The organism is Blastococcus aurantiacus, from assembly GCF_900102425.1.
GTDB classification, from domain to species: domain Bacteria; phylum Actinomycetota; class Actinomycetes; order Mycobacteriales; family Geodermatophilaceae; genus Blastococcus; species Blastococcus aurantiacus.
In genome coordinates, this window is the sequence record NZ_FNBT01000002.1 from 255593 (window position 1) to 272785 (window position 17193).

A 17193-nucleotide genomic window follows, 5' to 3' on the forward strand; every position below is an offset into this window, starting at 1 on the left:
TCAGCCCTCCGCACCGAGTCGGAAGACGAACACCGTCGAGGACGTCGAGCCGCGCGGCAGGTCGACGCCGAACGGGCCGAAGCCCTGCGCCGCCTGCAGCGAGCGGGCCAGCTGCTGGGACTCCAGCTGCGCGTCGGCCAGCTCGGCGACCCGCACGCCCCGGAAGCTCGCCGCGCTCTGGCTGGTCTCCTGCACCTGCTCGGTGCGGACCCCGGTCTGGCCGGCGCTGTTCTGGATGACCCCGAGCAGCCCGCGCCCCTGCGCGGCAGACCCGAGGTCGAGCAGCACCTTCTGCAGCTGCGCCTGCAGCGCCGCGGCGGCCGCGGACTGCGAGGTGTTCGCGGCCGCGATCTGCTCGGCCAGCCGACCGATCGAGGACTGCGCGGCCTCGCCCAGGTCCTGCTCGGCGGCGGCCTGGACGGCGTCCAGCCGCGCGGTCTGCTCCTTGACGACGGCCCGGCCCTGCTCGAGCTGCTGGGCGGCGGAGGCGTCGAGCTGGCCGGAGAGGTCGTCGCTGAGCCCCTCGAGCGAGGAGTCGGCGTCCTGGCCGGCGGCCGCGGCGTCCTCGGCGGCGTCCTGGACCTCCTCGGCACCGGCGGCGTTCACGCCGGCCGACGCCTCGTCGATCAGCTTCCGCAGGTTCGCCGCGACGGCGGTCTGGTTGCACTGCACCTTCGCGAAGTGCGTGGTGACGGCGTTGAGCGGTGGGCTCGTGACCACCGGCGGCGGGCTCGCGCAGGTGTACGAGCTGCTCGCCGGCGGGGTGTAGAGCTCGCCGATGTCCGCCAGGAGGTCGGTCACGCCGTCCTGCAGGCGGGTGTCGGACACCGGGCCGTTCACCAGGCCGGTGAGCCCTGCGAGCGGACCGGAGATCAGCCCGGCCAGCTGGCCCTTGAGCCCGGTCAGCGCCGGCTGCATGCCGTCGAGGCCGGTGCGGGCGGCGGTGGTGGCGGCAGTGACGTCGGCCCAGGCCGCGGCCTCCTCGGCCACGCGCTCGACCAGCGGGTCCGGAGTACCGGGCAGCGGCAGCGGCAGCGGCTCACCGGCGCAGTCCTTGCCGTCGACCGAGCGGCGCATGGCGTCGTACTCCGGGGAGGTGGCCGGGTCCGTGGCGGCGTCCACGGCGCAGATCGAGGCGGCCAGCGCCTCCAGCTGGGCGGTGATGCTGCCGGTGCCCTGGAGCTCGGTCAGCCGCTCGCCGGCCAGGACGTCGATGGCGTCCAGCTGGTTCTCGACGTCCGCGGCGGCGACGTCGTCCACCGCGTCCGTGGCGGCCTCGATGCCGTCCTCGAGGGTGCCGATCCCGGTCAGCAGATCGGTCACGGTGCTGCCAGGGGTCAGCAGACCCTGCAGCGCATCACCGGCCGTCTTCAGCTCGCCGACCTGGACGACCAGGGCGGCGATCATCGCGTCGACGTCGTCGATGGCGTCCAGGTCCAGGGCGCCGGCGACCTGGCTGCCCTTCGACTGCACCTCTCCGGCGAGCCGGACCAGCTCGGAGCCGGCGCCGACCAGTCGGCAGACCAGCGCCTCGCCGCCGGGCGGGCAGGAACCGGCGTCGCCGATGGCGTCGCGGAGGGTGGTGCGCAGGTCCTCGACGCAGTCGCCGCTGGCCGAGGCCATCTCGCGGAGCTGCTTGCTGACGGTGTCCAGCTGGCCGAGCAGCGTGCCGGCCACCTCGGTGTCGGTGCCGGTGCCGCCGCAGGAGACCGGCGTGGGCGTCGCCTCGCGGCTCGGGGTGCCGAAGTAGTCCTTGACGCTCTGCACGGCGGTGGCCAGCGCGCCGGTGGCCTGGCCGTTGGTCGACCGGACCGTGCCGGCGACGGAGTCGTCGAGGGCGCGGAGGTCGGCGATCACGGCCGCGGCCGCGGCGTCGACGTCGGAGGCGGTGCGGTTGAGCGCGTCGGTCGCCGCGGCGCCGACCTGGCCGGCGTTCACGGTCAGCGTCTGCTGCACCGAGAGCAGGCTGTCGGTCACCTGGGCCAGCGTCGCGTTCACGTTGGCGATGAGGCCGATCGTGTTGTTCTCGGAACCGATCATCGCGGCCTTGCCCCCGAAGGCGTCGCCGACGAGCCGGGCCACGGAGGTGTCGGTGGCCAGCCCCGGCTGGACGGCCAGGCTGAGCTCGGGCAGCTCGAAGTCGGTCGCGTCCTGCACGAGCGTGAAGGTGGTGCTGGGCGACAGCCGCGGCGGCGCGAGCAGCGACGCCCACTGCACCGTCGTCGCGTCCTCGCCGGCGCTGACCACGCCGTTGGTGGTGCCCGGCTCGGTGGCGCCCGGCTGGGAGCGCACCAGGGTGGCGGCGCTGTCCGCGGGCATCGTCGCGCTGGCGACGACGGTGAGCGGTGTGGTGACCAGCTCGTAGCTCTCGCGGGCCACCCCGGCGGCGTCGTACTGGAATCGCTCGGGGCGAACGGTGGTGTTCTGCACCGTCAGGTTGATCTCGACCCGGCCGCTGACCCCCTCGAGGTCGGCGAGGTCGGTGCCCACGCGGCCGTCGTGCCGCCACGAGGTGGTGATCAGGACGGGGAGGTCACCGGCGTGCTGCGCGGGGTCGAGCTTCCGCGTCTTCGTCGTGGTCTCGTCGCCGTCCTCGTCCCGGCTGACCAGCGCCGAGGTGAGCGTGGTGACCCCGCCGTCGGTGCCCAGCTCCACGGTGACCGCCTGCAGCGCGCGCTGCGGGGCCTCCTCGGCGAGCACCACGGGCGCACCCACGGCGGCCACGCCCAGGAGCACCGCTGACGTACCCGCCGTGATGCCCCACCGTCGACGGGACCTCGACCTGATCGACTTGCCCCGCCGTAGGCCGGTTGTGCCCTTCACGACTGTCTCCCCGCGTGTCTTCTCCGCCGCGCTCCCGCGTCCCGGTCGGGGCGAACCCCGGTCCGGCACTGCGGTCGGACACCCCTCGGTCCGGGAACGGCAGCAGATCCCGCCGGAGGGTAGACGGAACCGTCCGTATCGGTCCAACCCTGTCTCCGTCACCACCCGGCGAGGCGACCCTCGCACGCGGCGACAGGCCCGGCGACCGGGGACGCCCGTCCGGGTGACGCCGCGCCCAGGCGGCCGCCAGGGCCTCGACCGGGCCGGTCAGAAGGTCAGGACGATCCGCCCGCGGATGCCGCCGGCCTCGAGCAGCCGGTGCGCGTCGGCGGCCTGCTCGGCGGGGAAGGTGCGCGCGACCCGCAGCGTCAGGACGCCGTCCTCCACCTGCTGGCGCAGCCGGTCCAGCGCGGCCCGGTCCTCGGCTGCCCGCGCGACCTGGTTGGGGAGGGCGCGGAGGCCCCGCTCCCCGTTGCCCTTGTAGCCACGGACGGTCGCCATCGCGCCGCCGTCCTTCACCGCAGCCAGCACGAGCTCGCTCTGCACCGCGCCGTCGGCCAGGCCGTCGACACCGTCCGGGTAGAGCTCCCGGATGCGCGCAGCGACGTCGTCCCCCCGGCGCACGACGACGTCGGCGCCGAGGTCGCGAACCAGCTGCTCGTCGGCCTCGGAGGCGTCGGCGACGACGGTCAGCCCGTCGGCCTTGGCCAGTTGGACGACGAAGCCACCGAAGGCCCCGGCCGATCCGGTGACCGCGAGCACCTGGCCCGGCTGCAGCGCCATGCGGTCCAACGCCATGCGGGCGGTGAGCCCGTTCATCGGCAGCGTGCACGCCTCGATCGCGGTGGCGCCCCGCGGCGCGCGCACCACCGAGTTGCCGGAGAGCACCTTGTCCTCGCGGTAGGCGCCGTGGGGCCCCATCGGGACGACGATGCCCATCGCGAGGTCGCCGACGGCCAGGTGGTCGACGCCCTCGCCCACCTCGGTGACGATGCCGGCGACGTCCATGCCCGGCACCCACGGCGGCGTCTTGAACGGGTCGCGGCCCGCGTACGCCCCCGACCGCGCATGGGTGTCGGTGGGGGCCACCGCGGCCGCCTGCACCTGGAGGCGGACCTGGCCCGGGCCGAGCGGCTCCGGCTCGACGTCGACCATGTGCAGGGCCTCGGGCCCACCGAACTCGGTCACTCCCGCTGCTCGCATGCGTCCTGCATACCGGACGCCCCGTCGGCCGGCGAGCCTTCTCAGCCGGTCCCTAGCGGAACCGGGCGCCGGCTGCGGCCGGCCTGGTCGGGACAGGTCCGATCACGTCCCGGATGCTCTGCACGGTGGTCGCCAGGTCGGCGGCGCCGTCGAGCACGACCTCTCCGGGGACGCCGAGGGTGTCCGACGGCACGTACCACTCCCGGAGCTTGTCGACCGGCAGCTCCGTTCCGAGCGGCCGGGCCATGTGCCTGCGCACCGTCTCCTCGAGCGGCACGTCCAGGTAGAAGACGTGCGTCGGGCCGGGGTGCTCCGCGATGACCTCCCGCAGCATGTCGCGGTAGTGATCCGCCACGAAGATTCCCTCGGCGATGACGTTGTAGCTCCGGCCGGTGCAGTAGCGGATGGTGTGCGCGATCAGGCCGATGTTGTCGGCGCCAGGTGTGTCGTGCTCGCGCAGGACCACCCGCCGGAAGTGGTCCTGGCCGATGTTCGCCGTGCCGCGACCGAGCGCTCTCTGGAGCGCGGCGGCGATCGTCGTCTTGCCGCTGGCGGAGTTGCCGCGCAGCACGATCAGGTGAGGTCGGCCGTCCACCTCACGGACCCTAGCGGCGTGCCCGCCGGGGCGGGCGGCACTCGTGACACCATAGATGGTTGCGCTGACGTCAATATGGTGTCATGGTGACGTCATGGACCTCACCCCCTTCGTCGACCAGCTGCGCCGCGATCTCCTGGCGGCCGCTGACGCCGGTGGCGAGGAGTCCCGCGCACTGGCCGAGCGGCTGACCGCTCCGCTGGAGTCCTCGGTCCGCCTGGCACTGCTGTCCGCGCTGTCCCAGGCCGCCGAGGAGATCACCGCCGAGCTCGCCCCCGGCGCCGTCGACGTGCGGCTCCGCGGCAGCGACCTCGGCTTCGCGGTGACCGCTCCCCCGTCACCCGAGCCGGCACCGGCAGAAGCACCGGCCGCCGAGCCGGCAGCGGACGTCGAGGAGGGCGAGACCGTCCGCATCACGCTCCGCCTGCCCGAGCAGCTCAAGGCCCGCGTCGACGAGGCGGCCACCCGCCTGGGCGTCTCGGTCAACACCTGGCTGGTCCGGGCGGTCGCCAACGCCGTCGATCCCCAGACGCGCCCGTCGTCCGAATCCCGCCGCGGCCGCCGTGCCCACGGCGCCGAGTACACGGGCTGGGCCCGCTAGCCGCCCCGCCCGGCACACGCACCCGCACCGCCGACCCCGACCGACCGGTCCGGGGGCGATCCCGCCTGCCCCGAGGAGGGCACAGCCATGCCCACGTTCGACACCCCCGGCCCCGTCCGGGCCCGCATCGAGGTCGCCTACGGCGCCGTGCAGGTCCGCGCCGACGACCGCCACGACACCACCGTCATCGTCCGGCCGCGCAACGCCGAGAGCTCCGCCGACGTCGCCGCCGCCGAGCAGACCCAGGTCACGTTCCGCGACGGCGAGCTGCTGATCCGGTCGACCAGCCGCCCCCGGCTGCTCTTCTTCGGTTCCGGCCCGGAGATCGACGTCGACGTCGTCCTGCCGGCGGGCTCTTCCCTCGACGTCCGCACCACCGCCGGTGACATCACCTGCCTCGGGCGAATGGGCGCCGCCGACCTGGAGTGCAAGCACGGCGCCGTCCGCATCGACCAGGCCGGCACCCTGCGTGCCCGCAGCTCCAGCGGCAACGTCTCCGCCGACACCGTGGACGGCCGCACCGAGGTCACCACCTCCTACGGGGAGATCCGGGTCGGCGAGACCGCCGGGCCGGCCCGGCTGGAGACCGGCTACGGCAACGTCACCGTCGAGCGGGCGCTCGGCTCGCTGGCCGGCACCACCAAGTACGGCCAGGTGCGCGTCGGCGAGGCCGTCCGCGGCTCGCTGATCCTGGAGACCGCCTACGGCGAGGTCGAGGCCGGCGTGCGCGAGGGGACGGCCGCCTGGCTGGACGTCTCCGCCGGCACCGGGCGCGTCCGCAACCTGCTCACCGAGAGCGAAGGTCCCGAGGGCGCCGACGAGACCGTCGAGATCCACGCCCGTACGTCCTACGGCGACATCACGATCCGCCGGGCCTGAGAGGAGACCGACATGCCCACCGACGCCGCCATCGCCGTCACCGGACTGCGCAAGTCCTTCGGTGCGAAGGTCGTCCTCGACGGCCTCGACCTGACCGTGCCCGAGGGGACGGTCTTCGCCCTGCTCGGCCCCAACGGAGCCGGCAAGACCACCACCGTCGACATCCTGTCCACCCTGCTGCCACCCGACGGTGGGGAGGCCCGCATCGCCGGGCACGACCTGCGCCGCGAGGCCGACGGCGTGCGGTCCTCGATCGCGCTGACCGGCCAGTTCTCCGCCCTCGACGACCTGCTGACCGGGGCCGAGAACCTCCGCCTCGTGGCCGACCTGCTGCACGTCGGCCGCGGCGAGGGCCGGCGCCGGGCAGCCGACCTGCTCGAGCGGTTCGACCTGGTCGACGCCGCCGACCGGGTGCCGAGCACCTACTCCGGCGGCATGCGCCGGCGTCTCGACCTCGCCATGGGGCTCATGGGCGACCCGCGCGTGGTCTTCCTCGACGAGCCGACGACCGGCCTGGACCCGCGCAGCCGCCGGGCCATGTGGGACGTCGTCCGCGGGCTGGTGGCCGACGGCGTGACCATCCTCCTCACCACGCAGTACCTGGAGGAGGCCGACCAGCTGGCCGACCGCATCGGTGTGCTGGACTCCGGCCGGCTGGTCGCCGAGGGCACCGCCGACGAGCTGAAGCGCCTGGTCCCCGGCGGGCACGTGCGCCTGCAGTTCGACGACGCGCCGTCCCTGCACGAGGCCGCGCGCGTGCTCGGCCTCCCCGCGCCCGACGCCGCCGGGCTGGCGCTGGAGGTCCCCGGCGACGGCGGCGTCGCCGAGCTGCGCGCCCTGCTCACCCGGCTGGACGACGCTCGCATCGACGTCGCCGGCCTGACCGTGCACACCCCCGACCTGGACGACGTCTTCCTGGCGCTGACCGGCCGCCCGACCCCCGCAGAGGTGACCGCATGACCACGCTCGCACTCACCGTGACCGACTCCGCGACGATGCTGCGGCGCAACCTCAAGCGGGCCGTCCGCTACCCCGGCCTGACGCTGATCGTCGCCGCCCTGCCGATCGTCTTCCTGCTGCTGTTCGTCTACGTCTTCGGCGGGACGCTCGGCGCCGGGCTGGGCCTGCCGTCCGGCGGCCGGGCAGAGTACCTCGACTACGTCGCCCCCGGGATCCTCGTCCTGGCCATCACCGGCGGGGCGCAGGGAACCGCGATCGGCATCGCCATGGACATGACCGAGGGCATCATCGCCCGGTTCCGCACCATGTCGATCGCCCGCGGGTCGGTGCTCACCGGACACGTCGTCGGCGCGGTGATCCAGACGATGGTGGGGCTGACCCTCGTCGTCGCCGTCGCGCTGCTCATCGGCTTCCGGCCCGGCGCGAACGCCGTGGAGTGGCTCGCGGTCGCCGGCGTCCTGGCCATGACCAGCTTCGCGCTGTCCTGGCTGTCGATCGCCATGGGGCTGCACACGAAGACCGTCGAGGCGGCGAGCAACCTGCCGATGCCGCTGATGCTCCTGCCGTTCTTCGGCAGCGGCTTCGTGCCGGTGGAGTCGATGCCGGCGGCGCTGCGGTGGTTCGCCGAGAACCAGCCGTTCACGCCGATCATCGAGACGGTGCGCGGCCTGCTCACCGGGACGGCCATCGGCTCCAGCGGCCTGGTGGCGACGGCGTGGTGCGTGGGCATCGCGCTGGTCGGCTACCTGTGGGCGCGGCGCAACTACGAGCGCCGTCCCGCCCGCTGAGAGTCTCGGGAGCGTCGAACGCCGGAGGCCCAGGACCGACGCGGTCCTGGGCCTCCTGGGTTCGACGGTCAGGCGGGTCAGCTCTTGATCTTGTACTCCTTGAGCAGACCGCGGCTGATGATCGTCTTCTGGATCTCGCTGGTGCCCTCGCCGATGAGCAGGAAGGGCGCCTCGCGCATGAGCCGCTCGATCTCGTACTCCTTGGAGTACCCGTAGCCGCCGTGGATGCGGAAGGACTGCGTGGTGACCTCGGCGCAGTACTCGCTGGCCAGCGTCTTGGCCATGCCCGACTCCACGTCGCTGCGCTTGCCGGCGTCCTTGAGGCGGGCGGCGTTGACCATCATCAGATGGGCGGCCTCGACCTTGATGGCCATCTCGGCGAGCTGGAAGGCGATCGCCTGGTGGTGGGCGATCGGCTTGCCGAAGGTCTCCCGCTGCTGGGCGTAGGCGATGGCCAGCTCGAAGGCGCGGATCGAGATGCCGCAGGCGCGGGCCGCGACGTTGACCCGGCCGACCTCGACGCCGTCCATCATGTGCGCGAAGCCCTTGCCGGGGACGCCGCCGAGGATGTCGCCGGCCTTGGCCTGGTAGCCGTCGAACACCAGCTCGGTGGTGTCGACGCCCTTGTAGCCCATCTTGTCGATCTTCCCGGGGATCGTGATCCCGGGCTTGACCTCGCCGAAGCCGGCCGGCTTCTCGATCAGGAAGGTCGTGAGGTTCTCGTGGGCGCGCTCGGCGCCCTCGTCGGTGCGCACCAGCGCGGCGACCAGGGTCGAGCTGCCGCCGTTCGTCAGCCACATCTTCTGGCCGTTGATCGTGTAGTCGCCGTCGGCGTTCTTCGTCGCCTTGGTGCGGATGGCGGCGACGTCGGAACCCAGACCGGGCTCCGACATGGAGAAGGCCCCGCGCACCTCGCCGGTGGCCATGCGCGGGAGGTAGTACTCCTTCTGCTCCTGCGTGCCGTGCTGGCGCAGCAGGTAGGCCACGATGAAGTGGGTGTTGATGACGCCGGAGACGCTCATCCAGCCGCGGGCGATCTCCTCGACCACCAGCGCGTAGGTCAGCAGCGACTCGCCGAGGCCGCCGTACTCCTCGGGGATCATCAGGCCGAAGATGCCGAGCTCCTTGAGCCCGTCCACGATCTCCTGCGGGTAGATGTCGCCGTGCTCGAGCTCCTGCGCGTGCGGGATGATCTCGCGGTCGACGAAGCTCCTGACGGTCGACAGGATCTCGCGCTGGATGTCGGTCAGGTCAGCGGTCTGTGCCAAGCGGGTCAACGGTCCACTCCTTCGGGACTTCTGCGTCCGTGTTACCGCCGAGTATGGGCCACGCCCACCGGCGCTCCGCGTGCGCCCGGTCACCTGCGGTATGGACTCCGGGGGCCGTGGGGTGCAGCCTGTGCCGCACCGGACGAGCGGTCCGTCCCGACCGGAGGAGTGCGCCGTGCGCCTCGCCCTCGTCACCTGCGGCACGCGCGGGGACACCCAGCCGATGCTCGTGCTGGCCCTGGAGCTGCAGCGGCGGGGTCACGAGGTCGTCCTCGGGGTGTCGCCCAATCTGGTCGGCTGGTGCCTGGCGGCCGGGGTGACGGCCCTGCCCTTCGGCCCGGACAGCCAGGCCTTCATGACCTCCGCGCGCGGGCAGGAGTGGCTGGCCGCGGGGAACGTGCGGGCGTTCATGGCCGCGCTGTCGGCCGAGTCGACGCAGCACGCCCCGGAGAGTCGCGCACAGCTGCGGGCGGTGACCGCCGGGGCCGACCTCGTGGTGGCCGGGGTGCTCGCCGAGGACGTCGCGCTGGCCGCCGCCGAGGCAGCCGGCGTCCTGCTGGTGACGCTGCACAGCTTCCCGGTGCGCCGCACGTCGGCCTACCCGGCCGCGCTGGTCACCCAGCGCCCGCTGCCCGCGCCGGTCAACCGGATCACGCACCTCCTGTTCGAGCAGGTCTGGTGGCGCGGCGTCCGCACCGAGGTGGCCGACTGCCGCCGCGACCTCGGGCTGCCTGCGAGCCGCCGATCGACGGCCCGGCAGCTCGCGGACAGGGGTTCGACGGAGGTCCAGGCCTACAGCCGGCTGCTGGTGCCGGCTCTGGACGACTACGGCCCGCACCGTCCGCTGGTCGGGTTCCTGGACCCCACCCCCGAGCTGCGGGCGCGGGTCGGCGAGACGGGCATCGACCCCGACCTCGCCGGCTGGCTCGACGAGGGGCCGCCACCGGTGTTCGTGGGGTTCGGCAGCATGCCGGTCACGGATCCGGCCGCGGCGCTCGACCGGGTGCGCGCCGTCTGCACCCGCCTGGGGCTGCGGGCGCTGGTCGGCGCCGGCTGGAGCGCCTTCACGGGCGCCGGCGATGACCGGGTGCGCGTGGCCGGCGTCCTCGACCACGACGCGGTGCTGCCGCGGTGCGCGGCCGCCGTCCACCACGGCGGCGCGGGCACGACGTCCGCCGTCGTCTCCGCCGGCCTGCCGTCGCTGGTCTGCTCGGTCTTCGCCGACCAGCCGTTCTGGGGAGCGCGGCTGCAGGCGCTCGGTGTCGGGACGCACGTCCGGTTCGCCGACCTGGACGAGACCGCGCTCGAGCGCGGCCTCCGGGCGGCGCTGGAGCCGGCCACCGTCGAACGGGCCGGCCGGCTCGGGGCGGCCCTCCGGGAGGAGCGCGGCGCCGAGCTCCGGGTCGCCGACCTGCTCGAGGCGACCGTCGAGCGGACGCCGGTCTGACCGCCCGCGCGGCCGGATCGAGCGAGTGTCTGCTCCCGTGGGCGGCCCGGCCGTGGTGGAGTAGGCCGACCGGCCGGCCCTCGCCGGCGAGCACGAGGAGATTCGATGAGCAGTCCGGACGACGGCAGGCAGACCGCTCCCGACGGGGGCCGCTACCCCGGCGAGCAGCCGCCCGGACAGCCGGGCTACGGCCAGCCGGGGTTCGGGCCGCCCCAGTACGACGAGACCCGGTACGCGCCGGGCCAGGACCAGTACGGGCAGGGCCAGTACGGCCAGCCGCCCTACGGCCAGCCCCCGTACGGCCAGCCCCCCTACGGCCAGCCCCCGTACGGCCAGCCGGCCTACGGCTATCCCTACGGCCGGCCGACCAACTCGCTGGCGATCCTGTCGCTGGTGCTGGCCTTCGTCTTCGCACCGGCCGGGCTGGTCACCGGCATCATCGCCCGCCGGCAGATCCGCCGGACCCACGAGGACGGCGACGGTCTGGCACTCGCCGGCATCATCGTCGGCGGCATCGTGACCGCCTTCTTCGTCCTGCTCATCGTCGTCTGGCTGATCGCCGTCATCGCGCTGGCCAACGAGAGCTACTGAGACGACGACGGCCGCCCGGGTGCACCGGGCGGCCGTCGATCGGGATCGTTCTCAGCTCTCCGGCGGTGTGAAGGACGACGTCCGGGAGAGCCCGGCGGCGCGGCCCTTGCCCGCGATGACCAGCGCCATCTTGCGGCTGGCCTCGTCGATCATCTCGTCGCCGAGCATCGCCGAGCCCTTCTTGCCACCGGCCTCCGACGTCGCCCAGTCGTAGGCGTCGAGGATGAGCTCGGCGTGGTCGTAGTCCTCCTGGGACGGCGCGTAGATCTCGTTCGCGGCGTCGATCTGGCCGGGGTGGAGCACCCACTTGCCGTCGAAGCCGAGCATCGCCGAGCGCTTGGCGACCTCCTCGAACGCGGGCACGTCGCGCACCTGCAGGAAGGGGCCGTCGATGGCCTGCACGCCACGGGCGCGGGCGGCCATGAGGATCTGCATGAGGATGTAGTGGAACGGGTCGCCCGGGTAGTCGGGGTGCAGCGCGCCCACGACCAGGGACTTCATGTTGATCGAGGCCATGAAGTCGGCGGGGCCGAAGATGATCGTCTCGATGCGGTCGCTGGCGAACGCGATGTCGTTGACGTTGATGAGGCCCTGCGCGGTCTCGATCTGCGCCTCGATGCCGATCTTGCCGACCTCGTAGCCGTTGGCCTTCTCGATCTGGGTCAGCAGCATGTCCAGCGCCTTGACCTGAGCGGCGTCCTGGACCTTCGGCAGCATGATCGCGTCGAGGTTCGCGCCGGCGCCCCCGACGACCTCCAGCACGTCCTGGAAGGTCCACTCCGTCGTCCAGTCGTTGACCCGGACGGTGCGGATCTTGTCGCCCCAGCCGCCCTCGTTCAGCGCTGCGACGATGTTCTTGCGGGCACCGGGCTTGGCCAGCGGCGCGCACGCGTCCTCGAGGTCGAGGAACACCTGGTCCGCGGGGAGGCCCTTGGCCTTCTCGAGGAACCGGGGGTTGCTGCCGGGAACGGCCAGGTTGGAACGGCGGGATCGGAGCTCGGCCACAGTGCCTCCGCTGATCTGGAGTCGACGATTCGGTTGCACGGAGCGTAGCGACGGGCCTCGCCGCTCGCGTCATCGCGGTGATCACCGGGCCAGCGCGGCGACCCACCGGGCGAAGGTCTGCACGCCCTGATCGGCGTCCGACCCGGCCGTCAGGCTGCCGTCGCGGAACGCCCTCCCGAGCTTCCCCGGCACCGGGACGGGGAGCACCACCCCTCCCCGGCCGGTGGCCCGGGCGTAGCTCCGGACCATGGAGGTCATGCGCAGGACCTCCGGTCCGGCCAGGTCGGCGACGCGCCCGGCGGGGCCCGCCTCGACCAGGGCGACCAGGCGCTCGGCGACCTCCCGAGCAGCGACCGGCTGCGACGTCATCACCGGTACCGGGTGGAAGGGGCCGAACCGCAGCTGACCGTGGAGCTGCCCGGCGAACTCGTGGAACTGCGTGGCCCGCAGCAGGGTCCAGGGCACCGGCCCGGCCGTCACGAGCTCCTCCTGCGCCACCTTGCCGGCGTAGTGCCCGACCGGTGCGCGGTCGATGCCGACGATGGACAGCGCGACGTGGTGGCCCACACCCACCCGGGCCTCGGCGGCCAGGAGGTTCGTGGTGACGGCCCGGAAGAACCGCACCGCCTCCTCCCCCGACTGCGTCATGACCGACGCCACGTCCACTACGGCGTCGACTCCGTGGAGGACCGCGTCCAGCCCCGTGCCGGCGGCGAGGTCCACCCCGCGGGAGCGCGACAGGACGACGACCTCGTGCCCGTGCTCCTCGGCGACGTCCACGACGTGGTGGCCGACGGTGCCGGTCCCACCGGCGACGGCGACCCTCATCGGGTTCCCGCCACGAACGCGCCGCGGACACCGGTCGGGTCGGCCGACGGGCTCTCCCGGACGGGCAGCAGCAGCGGGACCGCGAGCACGGCGGTGACGCTCAGCGCGATGACCTGCGCGACGGCGTCCACGACCGGCAGTCCGGCGAGGTGGTGCAGGTGGTAACCGAGGTGGGGCACCGAGTAGACGATCCAGGCCATCGCGACGACGAGCCCGGGCCCGCGCTCGCGGTACCGCGACGCGGCCGCGGAGGCCACGGCGAGCCCGAGGTTGAAGGCCCCGACGTCACGGACGAGGTGCTCGTTGTAGGGCCCGTCGGCAGCGACCCAGGCACCGAGAGGGCCGGGGAACGACTCGTAGAACGAGGCGGGGAACAGGAGGGCCCAGAGCCCGACGTAGAGCCCCAGGAGGACGAGGATCCAGAGCGGGATCCGGCGTGCGGTCAGCGTCATGCCCATGGGACGACGCAGTCGCCAGCGATGTGACGTCAGGTGGCGGGTTCGACCAGCGTGGTCGGGCGGCTCCCGCGCACCACGAGGGCGACACCGGCGACGACGGCGAGCATCCCGGGCAGCGCGAGCAGCGGCGGCGCCTGCTGCAGGAGCACCAGCGCGACCAGCGTCGCCCCAGGCACCTCGAGCAGGATCACCAGGCTGACCATCGTCGGCCCCACCGTCGAGAGCACCAGGTTCAGCAGTGTGTGCCCGAGCAGCTGGGCGCAGAAGGTGATCCCCGCGATGAGCAGCCAGTCGCGGCCGCTCATCCCCAGCAGGGGTACGTCGAAGAGCAGCGCGCCGAGGGCCACCACCACCGCGCAGACGGAGTAGGCGACGACGGCGTAGGCCGAGGTGGACAACCGCTCGCGCGCCCTCGCGCCGGCCAGCACGTAGCCGCCCGCGAAGATCGCCCCGAGCAGGGCCAGGCCGTCACCGGCCAGCGCCTCCAGGCTCACCGACACGTCGACGCCGGCGATGAGCCCGGCCCCTGCGACGGCGAGCACGAGCCCCCACCAGACGGTTGCGGGCAGCCGCACGCCCACGAACCGGGCGGCCAGAGCCGTCCAGATCGGGGTGGTGGTGACCAGCGCGGTGGAGGCGGCGACCGTGGTCATGGTCAGGCTCGGCAGCCAGGCGGCGAAGTGCGCGGCCAGGAACAGCCCGGCGACGACCGAGCTCCGCAGGTCGCGCAGCGTCAGGCCTTGCAGGGTCGACCGCTCCCGCGTCAGCAGCACCGGCAGCAGGACGGCGGCGCCGACGGCGTTGCGCCAGAAGGCGACCGCCAGCACCGGGGCCACCACCAGCGCGGTGAGCGGCCCCGACATGGAGACGCCGAGGACGGCCACGCCCATGAGCGCGACGTCGCGGCCCCCTGGTCGCTGGACCGCCCACGAGGACGCGGCACCGCCACGGCCCTCGTGCAGGGTCCCGCCGCGAGCCTGCGAGTGGAGGGGGGCAGGAGGGTCCTCCATCACTCCTGGGGGATCCGGATCCGGCCGCTCGCGATCGGCACGACCGTCCCGCGCACCGTGGCGCCGGTGGCCTTCCCCGCGGCGGCCGTCACCGTGCACTCGAGCAGCGACGGCCGGCCCATCGCCTCGCCCTGCCGGACGGTGAACGACGTCGTCCCGTCGCCGGCGAGCAGGCCGGCCTCCACCAGCCAGACGCCCGTGCCCAGGGCGGCCGAACCGGTGGCCGGGTCCTCGCCCCAGGCGATGTCGCGGGCGAAGACGCGGGCGTCCGCGGTGGCCGTGGTCGCGTCCCAGGACAGCACCGACACGCCTTCTCCCACGGCCAGCTCGCGCAGCGCGGCGGGCCGGGGGACGGCGCGGTCGACGGCGTCGGGCCGCACGGAGAGGTAGGCGAAGGGCAGGCCGCACCCGGCGACCTCGACCGGCACGCCGGTGACGTCGGCCGGCTCCAGCCCCAGGGCCCGGGCCAGCTCCTCGGCCGCGGGGCCGTCCTCGAGGGTCGGCGTCCCACCGGAGAGGGTGGCGCCCTCGTCGTCCACCACCACGTCGAGCACACCGGCGCCGCACTCCTGGCGCACCCTGCCCGCTGCCAGCCGGCCGGCCCGCACCAGCGTGTGCGCGGCGCCGACGCTGGGGTGGCCGGCGAAGGGCAGCTCGGCGTACGGCGTGAAGATGCGCACCCGGTAGTCGGCGCCGGGCTCGGTCGGGGTGCACAGGAACGAGGTCTCGGAGAGGTGGAACTCGTTGGCCAGCGCCTGGCACTGCCCGGTGGTGAGCGCGTCGGCGTCGTGCACGACGGCCAGCGGGTTCCCGGCGAACGCCCGCGGCGCGAACACGTCGACGATCTCGTAGTCCAGCGAGTCCGGGCCGTTCACGGCGCCGACGGTAGCCTCCCCCTCGGCGACCGAGACTGCGAGGGCGCGCACCAGGCAGAGCACCCCCGCCCCGGGGGCCGACGAGCCCCAGCGAGGAGGAGCCCGTGACCACGGTGACCAGGGCGTACGTCTCCCGGCTCGCCGGGCTGACCGTGTTCGACCCCAACGGTGACCGCGTCGGCAAGGTGCGCGACGCCGTCGTCGCGCTGCGGATGGGCACCGCGTGCCCCCGCGTGCTGGGGCTGGTCGTCGAGGTGGTCGCCCGCCGGCGGATCTTCGTGCCGATGGGCCGGGTCACCGCGATCGACCCGGGCGCGGTGATGCTCGCCTCGGGCACCCTGAACCTGAAGCGCTTCGAGCAGCGGGCCGGGGAGACGCTGGTGCTCGGCGAGCTGCTGGACCGCTCGGTGCAGATCCTGGAGAGCGGGAAGCCGGCCCACGTCGTCGACGCCGGCATCGAGCAGACCCGCACCGGCGACTGGCAGCTCTCGAAGCTCGCCGTCCAGGAGCCCGGCCGGCTGGGACGGCGCGGCCAGCTGCACACCGTGGCCTGGGACGAGGTGTCCGGGCTGGCGCTCCCGCAGACCGGGCAGGGCGCCGAGACGCTCATCGCCACCTACCGGGAGCTCAACGCCGCCGACATGGCGCACGCGCTGCAGGAGCTGCCCATCAAGCGCCGGCACGAGGTCGCCGAGGCCATGGACGACGAGCGCCTGGCCGACGTCCTCGGTGAGCTGCCCGAGGCCGACCAGGTGGTCATCCTCGGCACGCTGCAGGAGCGCCGCGCCGCCGACGTCCTCGAGGAGATGGACCCCGACGACGCCGCCGACCTCCTCGCGGAGCTGTCGAACGTCGACCGCAACCGGCTGCTGGAGCTGATGGAGCCGGACGAGGCCGAGCCGGTTCGCCAGCTGCTCAAGTACTCCGAGGACACCGCCGGCGGGATGATGACCAGCGAGCCGGTCATCCTGGCCCCCGACGCGACGATCGCCGAGGCGCTGGCACGGGTGCGGGAGCCGGAGCTGACCCCCTCGCTGGCCAGCCAGGTCTACGTCTGCCGCCCGCCCTCGGCCACCCCCACGGGCCGGTACCTCGGGCTGGCGCACATCCAGCGGCTGCTGCGCGAACCCCCGTCCAGCCTGGTCAGCGGCATCCTCGACGACCTCGAGCCGCTGCGCCCGGAGACCCCGCTGGCGGAGGTGACCCACTACTTCGCCACCTACAACCTCGTGGCCGCCCCGGTCGTCGACGCCCAGGGCCGGCTCGTGGGCGCGGTCAGCGTGGACGACGTCCTCGACCACCTGCTGCCGGACGACTGGCGCGAGCGGGCCCGACGTGGCTGACGGCCCCCGGCTCGACGTCCCCAGCGGTGGGCCCCGTCGGTTCACCGGGTTCCTCCGGCTGAACCCCGACTCGGTCGGCGCGTTCGCCGAGGGGATCGCCCGCTTCCTGGGCACCGGCCGCTTCCTCGCCGTCCAGACGATCATCGTGATCGTCTGGATCACGCTGAACGTGGTCGCCGTCAACCTCCGGTGGGACCCCTACCCGTTCATCCTGCTCAACCTGGCGTTCTCCACCCAGGCCGCCTACGCCGCGCCGCTGATCCTCCTGGCGCAGAACCGGCAGGCCGACCGCGACCGGGTGCAGGCCGAGGAGGACCGCGCCCGCGCCGCCTCGACCCGCGCGGACACCGAGTACCTGGCCCGGGAACTGGCCTCGCTGCGCGTCGCGGTCGGCGAGCTGGCCACCCGTGACTTCATCCGCAGCGAGCTCAACCGGCTGGCCGTGGACGACTCCGGCGACGACGGCGAGCGCCGCGAGAAGAAGCAGAAGAAGAAGCGCGACCCGGTCGCCTGAGCCGC

At 73.7% G+C, this 17193-nt stretch carries 17 protein-coding genes; 8 read left to right on the forward strand and 9 right to left on the reverse strand.

The genetic code is table 11. From position 1 onward, the window contains the following. From BLS70_RS04700 to BLS70_RS04710, 3 genes are all read right to left on the reverse strand, one after another. Nucleotides 1-2724 carry a hypothetical protein gene (locus BLS70_RS04700; RefSeq protein ID WP_143030343.1) on the reverse strand — a complete coding sequence of 908 codons (2724 nt, stop codon included), beginning with the start codon at nt 2722-2724 and terminating at the stop codon, nt 1-3. A gap of 366 nt (nt 2725-3090) precedes the next feature. Then, complete coding sequence (locus BLS70_RS04705) at nt 3091-4026, reverse strand: quinone oxidoreductase family protein (protein ID WP_091764495.1); 936 nt, start codon at nt 4024-4026, stop codon at nt 3091-3093. A 52-nt stretch (nt 4027-4078) separates the two neighbouring features. Continuing rightward, nucleotides 4079-4621, reverse strand: coding sequence for an AAA family ATPase (locus BLS70_RS04710; RefSeq protein WP_091764496.1), 543 nt, complete (start codon nt 4619-4621; stop codon nt 4079-4081). 94 nt (nt 4622-4715) lie between these two features. Here BLS70_RS04710 and BLS70_RS04715 point away from each other — a divergent pair, with 94 nt between their 5' ends. From BLS70_RS04715 to BLS70_RS04730, 4 genes are all read left to right on the forward strand, one after another. Further along, nucleotides 4716-5222: a toxin-antitoxin system HicB family antitoxin gene (locus BLS70_RS04715; protein WP_091764497.1), complete on the forward strand. Its 507-nt coding sequence runs from the start codon at nt 4716-4718 to the stop codon at nt 5220-5222. A gap of 87 nt (nt 5223-5309) precedes the next feature. Continuing rightward, nucleotides 5310-6101, forward strand: a complete 792-nt coding sequence (locus BLS70_RS04720; RefSeq protein ID WP_091764498.1) for a DUF4097 family beta strand repeat-containing protein — start codon at nt 5310-5312, stop codon at nt 6099-6101. A 12-nt stretch (nt 6102-6113) separates the two neighbouring features. Continuing rightward, nucleotides 6114-7061 carry an ATP-binding cassette domain-containing protein gene (locus tag BLS70_RS04725; protein ID WP_091764499.1) on the forward strand — a complete coding sequence of 316 codons (948 nt, stop codon included), beginning with the start codon at nt 6114-6116 and terminating at the stop codon, nt 7059-7061. Next, nucleotides 7058-7849 carry an ABC transporter permease gene (locus tag BLS70_RS04730; RefSeq protein WP_091764500.1) on the forward strand — a complete coding sequence of 264 codons (792 nt, stop codon included), beginning with the start codon at nt 7058-7060 and terminating at the stop codon, nt 7847-7849. The genes BLS70_RS04725 and BLS70_RS04730 overlap by 4 nt, the downstream gene beginning before the upstream one ends. A 77-nt stretch (nt 7850-7926) precedes the next feature. Here the strand turns inward: BLS70_RS04730 and BLS70_RS04735 are convergent, their stop codons facing one another. Beyond that, nucleotides 7927-9126: an acyl-CoA dehydrogenase family protein gene (locus BLS70_RS04735; RefSeq protein WP_091764501.1), complete on the reverse strand. Its 1200-nt coding sequence runs from the start codon at nt 9124-9126 to the stop codon at nt 7927-7929. Between the two features lie 166 nt (nt 9127-9292). Here BLS70_RS04735 and BLS70_RS04740 point away from each other — a divergent pair, with 166 nt between their 5' ends. Together BLS70_RS04740 and BLS70_RS04745 are read left to right on the forward strand one after the other, a co-directional pair. After that, the gene (locus tag BLS70_RS04740) at nt 9293-10564 is read left to right on the forward strand and encodes a glycosyltransferase (protein WP_176946291.1); all 1272 of its coding nucleotides are present in this window, start codon (nt 9293-9295) and stop codon (nt 10562-10564) included. A 105-nt stretch (nt 10565-10669) separates the two neighbouring features. Continuing rightward, nucleotides 10670-11155, forward strand: a complete 486-nt coding sequence (locus tag BLS70_RS04745) for a DUF4190 domain-containing protein (protein WP_091764503.1) — start codon at nt 10670-10672, stop codon at nt 11153-11155. 51 nt (nt 11156-11206) lie between these two features. On the opposite strand, the gene BLS70_RS04750 is transcribed toward BLS70_RS04745, so the two are convergent. From BLS70_RS04750 to BLS70_RS04770, 5 genes are all read right to left on the reverse strand, one after another. After that, a complete protein-coding gene (locus BLS70_RS04750) occupies nt 11207-12160 on the reverse strand; it encodes an HpcH/HpaI aldolase/citrate lyase family protein (protein WP_091764504.1) in 954 nt (317 codons plus the stop codon). A gap of 81 nt (nt 12161-12241) precedes the next feature. Continuing rightward, nucleotides 12242-12988 carry an SDR family oxidoreductase gene (locus BLS70_RS04755; RefSeq protein ID WP_091764505.1) on the reverse strand — a complete coding sequence of 249 codons (747 nt, stop codon included), beginning with the start codon at nt 12986-12988 and terminating at the stop codon, nt 12242-12244. Next, a complete protein-coding gene (locus BLS70_RS04760) occupies nt 12985-13446 on the reverse strand; it encodes a hypothetical protein (protein WP_091764506.1) in 462 nt (153 codons plus the stop codon). Before BLS70_RS04760 ends, BLS70_RS04755 begins: the two co-directional genes overlap by 4 nt. A gap of 29 nt (nt 13447-13475) precedes the next feature. Then, on the reverse strand, nt 13476-14456 hold the full coding sequence (locus BLS70_RS04765; protein ID WP_091764507.1) for a DMT family transporter: 981 nt from the start codon (nt 14454-14456) through the stop codon (nt 13476-13478). Further along, nucleotides 14456-15331, reverse strand: coding sequence for a PhzF family phenazine biosynthesis protein (locus BLS70_RS04770; RefSeq protein WP_091764841.1), 876 nt, complete (start codon nt 15329-15331; stop codon nt 14456-14458). The genes BLS70_RS04765 and BLS70_RS04770 overlap by 1 nt, the downstream gene beginning before the upstream one ends. A 104-nt stretch (nt 15332-15435) precedes the next feature. On the opposite strand from BLS70_RS04770, the gene BLS70_RS04775 reads away from it, so the two are divergent. After that, nucleotides 15436-16674, forward strand: a complete 1239-nt coding sequence (locus BLS70_RS04775; protein WP_091764508.1) for a magnesium transporter MgtE N-terminal domain-containing protein — start codon at nt 15436-15438, stop codon at nt 16672-16674. After that, nucleotides 16667-17188 carry a DUF1003 domain-containing protein gene (locus tag BLS70_RS04780; protein ID WP_091764509.1) on the forward strand — a complete coding sequence of 174 codons (522 nt, stop codon included), beginning with the start codon at nt 16667-16669 and terminating at the stop codon, nt 17186-17188. The genes BLS70_RS04775 and BLS70_RS04780 overlap by 8 nt, the downstream gene beginning before the upstream one ends. Nucleotides 17189-17193 lie beyond the last annotated feature (5 nt).